Source organism: Pantoea sp. JZ29 (assembly GCF_035190385.1).
In the GTDB taxonomy this organism is placed as follows: domain Bacteria; phylum Pseudomonadota; class Gammaproteobacteria; order Enterobacterales; family Enterobacteriaceae; genus Pantoea; species Pantoea stewartii.
Map to the genome: position 1 here is coordinate 3,556,621 of NZ_CP045241.1, position 13,274 is coordinate 3,569,894.

At 56.8% G+C, this 13,274-nt stretch carries 10 protein-coding genes; 6 read left to right on the plus strand and 4 right to left on the minus strand.

Annotated features, from left to right (window positions below; translation table 11 throughout):
• Positions 1-6 precede the first annotated feature (6 nt).
• The 4 genes from fhuC to hrpB all read right to left on the minus strand — a co-directional run bounded on the left by fhuC (position 7) and on the right by hrpB (position 8,351).
• Positions 7-801 carry a Fe3+-hydroxamate ABC transporter ATP-binding protein FhuC gene (gene fhuC, locus GC090_RS16610; RefSeq protein WP_033740296.1) on the minus strand — a complete coding sequence of 265 codons (795 nt, stop codon included), beginning with the start codon at positions 799-801 and terminating at the stop codon, positions 7-9.
• A gap of 39 nt (positions 802-840) precedes the next feature.
• Positions 841-3,042 (minus strand): ferrichrome porin FhuA, encoded by a 2,202-nt coding sequence (gene fhuA / locus GC090_RS16615; RefSeq protein ID WP_324020448.1) that lies wholly within the window; start codon positions 3,040-3,042, stop codon positions 841-843.
• Between the two features lie 198 nt (positions 3,043-3,240).
• Entirely contained in the window at positions 3,241-5,772 is a 2,532-nt protein-coding gene (gene mrcB, locus GC090_RS16620; RefSeq protein WP_039338694.1) for a bifunctional glycosyl transferase/transpeptidase, read from the minus strand.
• An 83-nt stretch (positions 5,773-5,855) separates the two neighbouring features.
• Positions 5,856-8,351: an ATP-dependent helicase HrpB gene (hrpB, locus tag GC090_RS16625; protein ID WP_324020450.1), complete on the minus strand. Its 2,496-nt coding sequence runs from the start codon at positions 8,349-8,351 to the stop codon at positions 5,856-5,858.
• A 36-nt stretch (positions 8,352-8,387) separates the two neighbouring features.
• Here hrpB and thpR point away from each other — a divergent pair, with 36 nt between their 5' ends.
• The 6 genes from thpR (at position 8,388) to folK (ending at position 13,273) form a co-directional block, all read left to right on the plus strand.
• Positions 8,388-8,915, plus strand: coding sequence for an RNA 2',3'-cyclic phosphodiesterase (gene thpR, locus GC090_RS16630; protein ID WP_039338696.1), 528 nt, complete (start codon positions 8,388-8,390; stop codon positions 8,913-8,915).
• 11 nt (positions 8,916-8,926) lie between these two features.
• Positions 8,927-9,631 carry a DNA/RNA nuclease SfsA gene (gene sfsA / locus GC090_RS16635; RefSeq protein ID WP_033740294.1) on the plus strand — a complete coding sequence of 235 codons (705 nt, stop codon included), beginning with the start codon at positions 8,927-8,929 and terminating at the stop codon, positions 9,629-9,631.
• A 247-nt stretch (positions 9,632-9,878) separates the two neighbouring features.
• Positions 9,879-10,334 carry an RNA polymerase-binding protein DksA gene (dksA, locus tag GC090_RS16640; RefSeq protein WP_006117731.1) on the plus strand — a complete coding sequence of 152 codons (456 nt, stop codon included), beginning with the start codon at positions 9,879-9,881 and terminating at the stop codon, positions 10,332-10,334.
• A gap of 70 nt (positions 10,335-10,404) precedes the next feature.
• Positions 10,405-11,286 carry a tRNA glutamyl-Q(34) synthetase GluQRS gene (gluQRS, locus tag GC090_RS16645; protein WP_324020453.1) on the plus strand — a complete coding sequence of 294 codons (882 nt, stop codon included), beginning with the start codon at positions 10,405-10,407 and terminating at the stop codon, positions 11,284-11,286.
• Positions 11,287-11,372: 86 nt separating this feature from the next.
• Positions 11,373-12,791, plus strand: coding sequence for a polynucleotide adenylyltransferase PcnB (gene pcnB / locus GC090_RS16650; RefSeq protein WP_203232196.1), 1,419 nt, complete (start codon positions 11,373-11,375; stop codon positions 12,789-12,791).
• Positions 12,788-13,273, plus strand: coding sequence for a 2-amino-4-hydroxy-6-hydroxymethyldihydropteridine diphosphokinase (gene folK, locus GC090_RS16655; RefSeq protein ID WP_054634482.1), 486 nt, complete (start codon positions 12,788-12,790; stop codon positions 13,271-13,273). The genes pcnB and folK overlap by 4 nt, the downstream gene beginning before the upstream one ends.
• Position 13,274 lies beyond the last annotated feature (1 nt).

Sequence of the window (13,274 nt, forward strand, 5' to 3'; positions counted from 1 at the left end):
GTATCCTTAACACACAAAACTCACCGGCGCGCCGCCGCCAGGATGGGGGAAGATGCCCATTGGGATACCGTAAATCGCCTGCAACACATCTGCCTGCATAATGTGTTCTGGTCCACCTTCTGCAATCAGTTCGCCGCCGCGCAAGGCGACCAGATGGTCACAATAGCGAGCCGCCATATTAATATCGTGTAAGACGGTAATGACCGTTAAGCCATGTTCATGGCTCAGCGTCTGAATCAGCGCCAGCACATCCACCTGGTGGGCAATATCCAGCGCAGAGGTAGGTTCATCCAGCAACAGGCAGCGGCTGTTCTGAGCGACCATCATTGCCAGCCATGCACGCTGGCGCTCACCACCGGAGAGGCTGTCGACCAGCCGCGAGGCGAATGGCGTTAGTCCAACCCGCGCGATTGCCTGCGCGACCCGCTCGCGATCGTCCTGCGTAAAGCGCCCCAGCGCACCATGCCAGGGATAACGCCCAATGGCCACCAACTCACGTACCGTCATGCCTTCCGCAGCCGGTAACTGCTGCGGCAAATAGGCGACCTCACGGGCAAACGCTTTGCTGCTCCAGCGATCAACAGGCTGTTCGTTGAGCAGAACCCGCCCTTCGCTGGCCGCGTGATGCCGCCCCAGCATTTTTAACAGCGTGGATTTCCCTGAACCATTGTGCCCAATCAGCGCGGTGACTTTACCTGGCGTAAAAGCGAGAGAAACGGGATGAAGGAGCGTACGGCCCGGTACGCGAAAGCTGGCGTTATCCAGTCGGAAGGCGGTCTGTTGGTACTGCGGAAGCTGCATGGTTATCCCTGTAAACGGGCGCCGAAGCGCCCTCATCGATCAGAACCGGAACGTGGCGGTGCCGACAATTTGTCGCTCTGCGCCCCAGTAGCACGCGTATTCACGGTAGCAACTGGCAACGTAGTCACGGTTAAACAGGTTGTTAACGTTAACGCCAACCGTTGAGCCAGGCAAACCAAAACGGCCTAAATCATATTTCAACGCGGCATCGACGGTAGTGTAACCCGCGACGGTGAAGTTTTGGTTCACGTCGGGACCCGCACTGTATAACCCCTGTGTTTCGCCCACATAACGGACGCCCGCGCCCACCGTTACGCCGGACAGCGCCGTTTCATGGAAGGTATAGTCGCTCCACAGCGAGGCCATGTGCTTAGGCACCTGCACCGGGGTTTTGCCTTTGAGCTGTGTATCTTCCGTATATTCAGCATCGGTGTAGGTGTAAGACGCGGTCAGGTTGACGTTGGCATTGAGGGCCGCCTTGGCTTCCAGTTCGACACCGCGAGAACGGATTTCGCCGCTCTGGATGCTGAAAAGGGTATGGTCAGGATCGGCTGTTAAATTTTTAGACTTAGTCAGTTCATAAATCGCAGCCGTAACCACGACAGGACGATCTTTCGGCACATATTTCACCCCCGTTTCGTACTGCTTAGCGCGCGATGGGTCGAAAGGTTGCCCGCTCACTGTCGTCCCGGCCGTTGGGATAAAGGATTCGCTATAACTGAAATAAGGCGCGATACCGTTATCGAAAACGTAGTTTACGCCGCCACGCCAGGTGAAGGCCTGATCATGATTTTTGACTTCGGTATTGGTGTCGCGATTTAACGCAGATGTCATCGCGTAATCATAACGGCTGCCTAACGTCAGCACCCAACGATCCCACGCCATTTGATCCTGCGCGTAAAGGCCGGTTTGTTCCTGTTTGTTCAGATAACGATAGGGGAAAGGCGTGCCGTTAAGCGAATCATTACCGTACTGAGGAGCAACCGCATTCAAAGGAAATGCTGAACCAAACGCTGCTTTGATATCATTACGCATGCGTTGATAATCCACCCCAAGCAAAAGCGTATGGCCGAGTTGACCGGTTGCAAATTTTGCCTGTGCCTGGTTATCGACGGCGAACTCATTCAGTTTTTCGTCTGAAGTGGCATAACCTCGCGTGATTTCCTGTGTGGCGGCGTTAAATCCATTGCCATAAATGCTGCGGTAATCCGTCGTTAACTCGGCATAACGCAGGTTCTGGCGTACCGTCCAGGTCTCATCAAAACGGTGTTCAAAGCTGTAGCCGACCATTTTGGTGTTACGGGAGATGCGATTGCTCTTCTCCCCTTCATCAAAGTTGGTGGGCAGTTTGTACTGACTGCCATCAGGACGCGTAATGGGCACGACAGTGCCTTCACGCGGTAACCAGCCGTAATAACCCGTGTCCGGTTCATTCTGGAAGTAGGTCAGCAGATCCAGACGGGTGTTTTCGTCTGGTCGCCAGCTGAAGGACGGCGCGATGGTGTAGCGCTTTTGCTTGTTGTTCGCCTGCTGGGCATCCTGGCTGCTCGCCAGGCCTGTCAGACGGTAGCTGTAAACGCCTGCGTCATCGATCGCACCGCCAAAATCAAAGCCGGTGGAGTAAAGATTGTGATTGCCCATCTGGAACTGCACTTCACGCAGCGTTTCCTGGGTGGGACGTTTACTGACCAGCGCGACCACACCGCCCGGGTTGCTCTTACCGTACAGCACCGACACCGGCCCGCGCAGCAGCTCAGCCCGCTCCAGGAAATAGGGATCAATAGCGAATTCCGAGTAGTTGTCGCCCTGCAGCTTTAACCCATCGAGATACTGGTTGGTGTTGGTTTCGCTAAAACCGCGAATTGACAACGCATCATAGACGCCTGAACTGCCGCGGTTACCGGTAAGCACACCCGGCGTGTAATTAAAGGCCTGCTTCACGCTGGTGACGCTGCGCATCTCCATCTCTTCCCGCGTCACCACAGAAACCGACTGCGGATTCTTTTCAATCGGCGTGTCCGTTTTGGTGCCGGTGGCGCTGTGTTTTGCGGCGATGGTGGGCGCCGGGCCCCACGCGTTTTCCTGCGCCACCGCACCACCGCCATTTGCAGATACCACCACCGTTTGTTCAGCGTAAGCCATTACGCTTGCGCCGCTGGTCACCAGGGCAATGATCAAAGCCAGAGGCCGACGCGTAAATACGCCGGATGGAGAAGCAAAAGGGATAGAACGCGCTGTCATGAAGGTGTCTCTCAAATGGGGATGATTAAGCGAATCGAAACGATAATGATTATTATAACGATTGGATAATATGCGAAGTCTCGCAATTTCTGCAAGCAGAATTCCCCGGCGTGGCGTCGTTTCACGGGCGATAACAAGGGGTTTTGATGTGGAATAAAAAAAGGCACCGAAGTGCCTTTTTCATCCGCGTTTGACGGGTTATTTACCGAACATATCTTTTATCCAGCCGGCAACGCCGTTGCTGTCTTTTTGTTCCTGCTGTTGCTGCTGCTGTAACTGCTGCTGTTGCTGGTCCTGCATCTGCTGCTGTTGCTGCATTTGCTGAACCTGCTGTTGCTGCTGCTGGCAGAGCGCATTTGGATCCAGCGTCCAGACAGGCAGCGTGCGCCATGTGCTGCTTCCTGAACCGCAAACAAAGTTACCCGCAGTATCGATGTTCATCATCGTCACATCTTCCGGCGGCGTAAGCTGCAGCGGCATCGGAGCCTGATTGTCCAGGTAGCGGCGGTAAATCTGCATCGCCCCGCTGGCACCATAGAGTTTGGTCGGCTGGTTGTTATCACGGCCAACCCAGGTGATCGCCACTTCTTTACCATCAATCCCGGCAAACCAGCTGTCGACCAGATCGTTCGTGGTGCCGGTTTTCCCTGCCAGATGCGCATTCGGGAAACGTGCCCCCAGCGCCCGGGCGGTACCGCGATCGACGACCTGTTGCATGGTATACAGCGTTAAGTAAGCCGCCTGTGCCGGTTCTACGCGCTGCGCCTGCGGGAAGCTCTGGTACAGCACGGTACCGTCTTCCGCGATGACCGAACGCACGGCTGACAGTTCTGCATGATTCCCGCCGCTGGCAATGGACTGGAAGGCCTGAGCCACTTCCACAGGCGTCAGGTTGAGTGCGCCCAGTAACATCGCCGGAACCGGATTCAGCTGATCTTTAGGCACACCCAGCTTCGTCCAGGTGTCCACCACCGCATTCAGTCCCAGCGTCATGCCCAGGTTAACCGTTGGCACGTTCATAGAGTTCGTCAGCGCATCGACCAGCATCACTTTGCCACTAAACCGCCGGTCGTCGTTCATGGGTTTCCAGATGCTGCCATTCGGCTGTTTCAGCGCAATAGGCTCATCCGCAATCCAGCTGTTCAGGCGGTAAGTGTTGGGTTGGCTCAGCGCGGTCAGATAGGTGGCCGGTTTCGCCAGCGAGCCGATGGATCGGCGCGCCTGCAACGCGCGGTTATACCCGGCAAACTGCGGATCGGCCCCACCGACCATCGCGCGAACTTCACCCGTAAAGCGGTCAACGACCACCATTGCGGTTTCCAGATCTTTCAGACCGCGCTGTTTTTTCAGGGTGGGAATACCGTCTACAACGGCTTTTTCGGCCGCATCCTGAGAAACCGGATCCAGGGTGGTGAAAATTTTCACGCCCGACAGATCTTTGACTTTGTCGCCCAGTTTTGCCTGAAGCTCATTACGCACCATCTGCATAAAGGCAGGCTGTGGCGTAATCACACCGCCTTTCGGCTGCACGCCCAGCGGACGGGCCGACAGCATGTCGTACAGTTCCTGATCGATCACTTTCTGCTGCTGCAGCAGGCGCAGCACCAGATTACGTCGTTCCAGGGCCAGTTTCGGGTTACGCCATGGGTTATAGAGCGATGCCCCTTTCACCATGCCCACCAGCATCGCCTGCTGATCGAGACTCAGCTCGTCAACCGGGCGGCCAAAATAGTAGAGGCTGGCCAGAGGGAAACCGCGGATCTGATCGTTACCTGCCTGACCGAGATACACCTCGTTCAGGTAAAGCTCCAGAATACGATCTTTGCTGTAACGGGCATCCATGATCACGGCCATATAGGCTTCACGGGCTTTACGCCACAGCGAACGCTCATTAGTCAGGAACAGGTTTTTGACCAGTTGCTGGGTAAGCGTACTGCCGCCCTGCACCGCTTTTCCGGCAGTGATGTTCGCCAGGAAGGCACGGCCAATGGAGTACGGGCTGATGCCGTCGTGCTCATAAAAGTGGCGATCTTCCGTTGCGATTAAGGTATCCACCAACAGATCAGGGAAACCGGCACGGGGAACGAACAAGCGCTGTTCACCATTGGGTGACTGCAGCATCGTAATCAGACGAGGATCAAGCCGGAAGAAACCAAAATCACGCCCGGTTTCGACGTTCTTAATCTCACTCAGCTCATCTTTGCTGAATGTCATTCGGGCATGAATCTGCCCTTCTTTGCTGTCCGGGAAATCAAACGGACGACGCAGCAGTTCAATGGTGTTACCTTTGACCGAGAATTCTCCCGGACGCGTAATGCGCGAGACTTCGCGGTACTGCGTGCCTTCCAGCAGGGCAATCATTTCGCTTTTATTGTAGGCCATGCCAGGTTCGAGGCTGACCATACGACCGTAGACAGCAGCGGGCAGTTGCCACACTTTACCGTCAATGCGGCTGCGAATTTCCGAATCGAGGTATACGCCCCACGCGGCCATGACCACTACAAATACCAGGAACAGCTTAATAAACCATCCCAGCCAACGGCGTTTGCCGCGCGGCGGTTTTCCACCTTTACCTTTACGTGGCACCGGCGCTTCCTCCTCGTAATCATCATCAAAATCGTCCTGAGCGACATCACTATCGATGTCTCTGCGCCGCCCACGGCGGGCGCTGTTGCGCGGTGGCAACGGTTTTCCTTTGCGCCCAATAGGTTCGCGATCGTTCCCAGACATTGGTTTCATTCTCCAGGCATAGCTTACGGCTGCGCCGCTACTCTAACTGCTTTCTTCACTGTCGCATGGCAGAACCCTCTGAATTAAACAGCGGGCCCGCCCTGTGACGTATTCTTTTTCGTCCGCCGGGTCGGTATTGCGGAGGCCGGATCGTCGGGCCAGGGATGTTTGGGATAACGCCCTTTCATTTCTTTTTGCACATCTTTATAGGCACCGCGCCAGAACGCCGCCAGATCGCGGGTGATCTGTAAGGGACGCTGGGCGGGCGATAACAGTTCCAGCACCAGCGGCACGCGACCTTCTGCGACGGCAGGATTACTGGCTTCGCCAAACATTTCCTGAATACGCACCGCCAGCGCAGGCGGTTTATCTGCATCATAGCGAATCGGCAGCCGACTTCCGGTGGGCACAGTGTAATGAGTTGGCAGCACAGTATCCAGCCGCTGACGTTGTGACCATGTGAGCAAATGTAAGAGCGCAGTGACCAGATTGACCGACTGCAGACTCTTCAGATCCCGCACGGCGCTCATCTGCGGTTGCAGCCAGCGATCCAGCGAGTCAAGCAGGCTGGCCTCATCGACGGCGGGCCAGTTCTCTTCGGGCAGCCACTGGGCAGCACACTGGATACGTAACCGCAGTTGCTCAGCCTCCGGCGTCCATCCCAGTACCGATAACCCCTTTTTAGCGACCCAGCGTAGCAGCGCGGCCTGTAACGCCTCGGCATCCGGTCGGGCAAGCGGCTGAGTCTTCAGTATCAGTTCGCCAATCTGCTCACGGCGTAAGGTGCGCAACGTGCCCTTCTCGTCATCCCATTCCACGTCGGTACGCTGCTCGACTAGCTGTGGACAGGCCTGCGTCAATGCCGCAAGCTCGACGGGAAGGGCCAGCAGGATACGTGCATCGGGGGCGCTGCTGCCCTGTAATAAGACAGGCGCAATGAGCCATTCGTAACGCGTGAGCGCCTGCTGTTCGTCCAGCCCTGCCCCCAGTCCGTTGGCTAACTGATAGCGTCCGCTGTTATCGCGTCGGCGCGCCAGACGATCGCGAAATCCCGCCGTTAACAACGCGGGAAAATGCGCGTCATTGACCCGTCCGCCTGTGACGCCAAGGCGTTTTTGCCAGTGCTGCGCGCGCCGCAACCAGTGCGGTAAAGGCCGACAGAGAACATCACGTAGATCAACACTGCCCGCGCGGGGCGGATCCTCCAGCACGGCGACGAGTAGTGCCGCGCTGGCCACCGCATCGGTATCACGCCCTGCGGCACATAACATCGCGCTCAGCCTGGCATCACTGCCGAGCTGCGCCATGCGTCTGCCCTGTGTGTTCAGTCGTCCTGATTCATCCAGCGCTCCAAGGCGCATCAGCTGCTGCTGCGCTGCCCGTAAGTGCTTTTCGGGTGGCCGATCGATCCACTGTAGCTGGTCAATATCCGTACAGCCCCACTGCAGCAGTTCCAGCCACAACGACGCGAGATCGCTGTGCAGGATTTCGGCTTCGCCCTGTGCAGGCGCCCGTTCCGCCTGCTCCTGTGAAGTCAGGTGCAGGCAGATGCCCGGCATCAGTCGTCCGGCACGTCCGGCGCGCTGCGTCATCGACGCCTGACTGATGCGCTGAGTCTGCAACCGCGTTACGCCGCTGCGTGCATCAAACAGCGCGCGTCGCTCCTGGGCACTGTCCACGACCAGGCGAATACCTTCGATCGTTAAGCTGGTTTCGGCAATATTGGTCGCCAGCACCACTTTGCGGCGTCCGGGGGCGGCAGGCAAAATAGCCTGCTGCTGAGCGGCCAGCGGAAGCGCGCCATAAAGCGGCGTTAAATCGACATCCTCATCGACACGGGTTTCCAGCTCGCGTTTTACGCGCGCTATCTCTGCCACGCCGGGCAGAAAAAGCAGCAGCGAGCCGCTTTCCTGTCGAAGCAACTGCGCGACTTCACGCGCTACCGCCTCGTCAAAACGCAGGCTCGGACTCAACGGAGCATAACGCCGTTCGACCGGATAGCTGCGACCTTCTGAGGCAATCAGCGGCGCGTCCGGTAGCAGCGTCGCCAGGCGAGTATTATCGAGCGTGGCTGACATCAGCAAAATTTTCAGATCGTCACGCAATCCCTGCTGAACATCCAGTAACAGCGCCAGCGCCAGATCCGCCTGCAGGCTGCGCTCATGAAATTCATCCAGAATCACCAGCGACACGCCATCCAGCATCGGATCCTGCTGCAACATGCGCGTCAGAATACCTTCGGTCACTACCTCAAGCCGGGTCATGGGTCCGCTGCAGTTTTCGCCGCGCATGCGGTAACCCACCGTGGCGCCGGGCTGTTCGCCCAGTAGCTCAGCCAGCCGTTGCGCCACGTTGCGCGCGGCCAGTCGGCGTGGCTCCAGCATGATAATGCGCCCTGACAGCGCCTTGTGCTGTAACAGCTGAAGGGGTAACCAGGTGGATTTACCTGCGCCGGTAGGCGCAGCCAGCAGGACGTTCGAGGCCTGATCAAGGGCGCTCAGCAGGTCAGGCAACACCGCGCTGACGGGGAGATCACTCACCAAAAACTCCGCTAATGGCTGTGTTAAGATGGCGCGCATTGTAGCACTCATCCGTGAGGATTACCGGAGACCGCCATGGCGTTACAGCGCTTATTTTTTGCTATTGCCCCACCCGAAGACCTGCAACAGCAACTGGTGCAGTGGCGAGCTGAGACCTTCAGTGAGGAGGCAGGTCGCCCGATTGCGGCCGCGAACCTTCATCTGACGCTGGCTTTTTTGGGCGAGGTCTCAGCGGAGACCTCAAAACAGCTGCAAACCCTGGCCTCGCGCATCCATCAGCCTGCTTTTGATGTGACGTTAGATGATGCGGGGCACTGGCCGCGCCCCGGCGTGGTCTGGCTGGGCTGTCAGCGCCCGCCCCGGGGATTGCTGCAGCTGGCAAGTCTGCTGCGCGCCCAGGCCGCCCGGCACGGCTGTGAGCAGCCCGCTCAGCCTTTTCATCCACACATCACCCTGCTGCGCTCGGCAACGCAACCCGTTGCCCTGCCCCCTCGCGGCTTTCTCTGGCGCTTTACGGCCAGTCAGTTTTCGCTTTTTGCCTCAGAGTACGTAAAAGGGCGGACGCGCTACCGGACACTGGCCACCTGGCCGTTACAGTCATAATCAGGAGCCCTATGCTTTTTTCCCCCGCCCTCAAACCGGCACGTCTGATTACCCGTTACAAACGCTTTCTGGCGGATGTCATTACGCCGGAAGGCGAGACGCTCACCATCCATTGTGCCAACACCGGCGCCATGACCGGCTGTGCTACGCCGGGTGATACCGTGTGGTACTCCACGTCCGACAGCCTGACACGCAAGTACCCGCACAGCTGGGAGATGACCGAGACGCAGCAAGGCCACTGGATTTGCGTGAATACGTTGCGCGCGAATCAACTGGTAAAGGAGGCGTTAAGCGAAAACCGAATTCTGCCGCTGTCGGGCTACGAAGCGTGTCGGGCTGAAGTAAAATACGGCAGCGAAAAAAGTCGAATTGATTTCCTGCTTACAGCACAGGACCGACCTGAGTGCTATATTGAGGTGAAATCCGTAACGCTTTTACAGGAAGGTAAAGGCTATTTTCCGGATGCGGTGACGATTCGAGGACAAAAACACCTGCGCGAGCTGAGTCAGGCTGCGGCAGAAGGTCATCGGGCCGTTTTGTTGTTTGCCGTTCTGCACTCGGGGATTGAGGACGTTTCCCCGGCGCGTCACATCGATGCGGCTTACGCAGAACAACTGGTACAGGCGCGGCTGAGTGGCGTGGAAATTTTGGCGTACCGGGCAGAACTGTCATCAGAAGGCATGTTTATTACAACGGCTGTTGACGTAACGTTGTAATATCAGTGGCATCCTTCTGTGATAGGACTATCTTCTGTCAGGGGCCAACTACGCTGTTCCTCACAGGCTTGTCAAGATGGGCGCAGGAATAATTGCCAACCTTGACAGCTTCTGTTATTTATAGCGGCCTGTTTTTCCCCGTTGGGGGATCGATGTACCCAAGAGTGCGTCATCAATGAAGGTTAGTGTGAATATACTGGCCGATGGCAATCGAAGGGTATAGTGCGTGTTATCCAGGAGAAACAACATGCAAGAAGGGCAAAACCGTAAAACATCGTCCCTGAGTATTCTCGCCATCGCTGGGGTGGAGCCTTATCAGGAGAAGCCGGGCGAAGAGTATATGAATGACGCGCAACTGGACCATTTTCGCAAGATTCTGGAAGCCTGGCGTAATCAATTGCGGGACGAAGTTGATCGCACCGTTACACACATGCAGGATGAAGCCGCTAACTTTCCGGACCCGGTTGACCGTGCCGCTCAGGAAGAGGAATTCAGCCTGGAACTGCGTAACCGCGATCGCGAGCGCAAGCTCATTAAAAAGATCGAAAAAACGCTGAAGAAAGTTGAAGATGACGACTTTGGCTATTGCGATTCCTGTGGCGTTGAGATCGGTATCCGCCGTCTTGAAGCGCGTCCGACGGCCGATCTGTGCATCGACTGTAAGACACTGGCAGAAATTCGTGAGAAGCAAATGGCGGGCTAATGTTGCCGTCTGACTGCAGCCATGCGGCGGGAAAAGACCCTCTTTTTCCGCCGTCTGGTTCATGAAACCTATGGCATTCTCATCCTGTATCGGGCGCTTTGCGCCGTCTCCCTCTGGTGAACTCCACTTTGGATCGCTGATCGCTGCCTTAGGCAGTTACCTTAGCGCACGCGCGCAGCATGGCCGCTGGCTGGTGCGCATTGAGGATATTGATCCTCCCCGTGAAGTCGCAGGGGCCGCCACGCGTATTCTGCGTCAGCTAGAACAGTACGGTTTGCACTGGGACGGTGAAGTCATGTGGCAGTCACAGCGCCATGACGCTTATCGGGACGCCCTGCAGTGGTTAAGAGCGCACCGGCAGAGTTATTACTGCACCTGCAGCCGAAGCCGCATTCAGCAACTGGGTGGTTTTTACGACGGGCACTGCCGGGATGCAGGTTCAGGTCCGGAGAATGCGGCACTGCGGTTGCGTCAGCATGCGCCGGTTTTCCAGTTTGAAGACCGGTTACGGGGCACGCTTGTGGCCGATCGGCGGCTGGCTGAAGAGGATTTTATTATTCATCGTCGCGACGGCCTGTTTGCCTACAATCTGGCCGTGGTGGTTGATGACCATCATCAGGGCGTCACCGAGATCGTGCGTGGCGCAGACTTAATCGAGCCGACGGTGCGGCAGATTGCCCTTTATCGACAGTTTGGCTGGGCCGTTCCGGATTATCTGCATTTGCCGTTGGCCATCACTGCTGACGGACACAAACTTTCTAAGCAAAATCATGCGCCCACGCTGCCGGATGGCGATCCGCGCCCGTGCCTGGTGCAGGCCTTACGGTTTCTGGGACAGCCGGTCAGCGAAGGCTGGCAGGACGATTCTCAGGAGAAACTGCTGTCTGATGCTGTGAAGCAGTGGAATATCGCTTTGATACCGCATGATAACGCCCTGAGAGCGGATGCATAGACAACAGCATTCTCAAATGATTCACAACAGGCTATGATTAGCCGCTGATTTTACCTACACCCTAATTGTCACTGTCGAGGTGTCCCATTTTTACCCGAGTCGCTAATTTTTGCCGGAAAGTCCTGAAGCGTGATGACGAGGAAGCACCAGCAGAGGTTGAACCTGAGAGTCATATGACCATCATTCCTCGTGAAAGCCACACCATCTCACGTAAAGACATCAGCGAAAATGCCCTCAAGGTGCTGTATCGTCTGAATAAAGCCGGTTATGAGGCCTACCTGGTGGGCGGTGGCGTTCGCGATTTACTGCTGGGGCAGAAGCCTAAAGACTTCGACGTGACCACAAACGCCACGCCGGAGCAGATGCGTAAACTGTTCCGCAACTGCCGTCTGGTTGGCCGCCGTTTTCGTCTGGCACATGTGATGTTTGGTCCGGAAGTGATCGAAGTGGCTACGTTCCGCGGTCATCATCAGATTGAAGAGAACAGCGAAGATCACAACAATTCCCAGCGTGCCCAGAGCGGTATGCTGCTACGGGACAATATTTTCGGCAGTATTGAAGATGATGCCCAGCGGCGTGATTTAACCATTAACAGCCTGTATTACAGCGTGGCCGATTTTTCGGTGCGGGATTATGTTGGCGGCCTGAACGATCTGCAACAAGGCATCATTCGGTTGATCGGCGATCCGGAAACACGCTATCGCGAAGATCCGGTGCGCATGCTGCGCGTCGCGCGCTTCGCGGCCAAACTGAATATGCGCATTGCTCCTGAAACGGCAGAGCCCATTCCCCGCCTGGCATCGCTGTTACGCGATGTACCTGCTGCGCGCCTGTTTGAAGAGTCGCTAAAGCTGCTTCAGGCCGGTTATGGCTACAGTACCTGGCTAAAACTGTGTGAATATCAGTTATTCCAGCCGCTGTTCCCTACGCTGGCACGCAACTTTACCGAACAGGGCGACAGCCATATGGAGCGCATGCTCGCCCAGGTGCTAAAGAATACGGATAACCGCATTCAAAATGATATGCGCGTCAATCCGGCGTTTCTGTTCGCGGCCATGTTCTGGTATCCGCAGCTTGAAGCCGCCGAGCGCATTGCGCAGGAAAGCGGCCTGACTTATTACGATGCGTTTGCCCTGGCGATGAATGATACGCTGGATGAAGCCTGCCGCGCGCTGGCCATCCCTAAGCGCATTACGTCGCTGATTCGTGATATCTGGCAGTTGCAGTTACGCATGTCCCGTCGTCACGGTAAACGCGCCTGGAAGCTGATGGAGCATCCGAAGTTCCGTGCGGCTTATGATCTGCTGGCCCTGCGGGCTGAAGTGGAAAATAACCCGGAGCTGCTGCGCCTGAGTAAGTGGTGGGGAGAGTTCCAGGTCGCTGCGCCGCCGCAGCAGAAAACCATGCTCAACACGCTGGGAGACGATCCGGCACCGCGCAGCCGTACGCGCCGCCCGCGTCGTCGTTCTTCCGCGCCCCGTCGTGATAACTCTAACGCGTCATGACGCGCGTTTATCTGGCATTAGGCAGTAACCTTGCCGATCCGCTGCATCAGATTGATGCAGCGTTGTCAGCGCTGGATGCGCTCACCGGTGTTCAGCGCATCGCCACCTCGTCCTTTTACCGCACGCCACCTTATGGCCCACCCGATCAGCCCGATTATCTCAATGCGGCGGTGGCCCTCGAGACCACGTTGTCGGCTGAGGCCTTACTGGATGAGACGCAGCGCATCGAGCGGGAACATGGCCGGGTGCGTAAAGCCGAGCGCTGGGGGCCACGCACGCTGGATATTGATATTATGCTGTTTGGTTCAGAGCAGATTCACAGCGAACGCCTGATCGTCCCCCATTACGATATGCTGAACCGTGCGTTTATGCTGGTGCCGCTGCTGGAAATTGCGCCCGATCTGCGCCTGCCTGATGGCCGTCCGCTCCAGCCGCTTATGGCAACGCTTGACTGCGCCAGCATCCGTCCCTGGCACAGCTGAC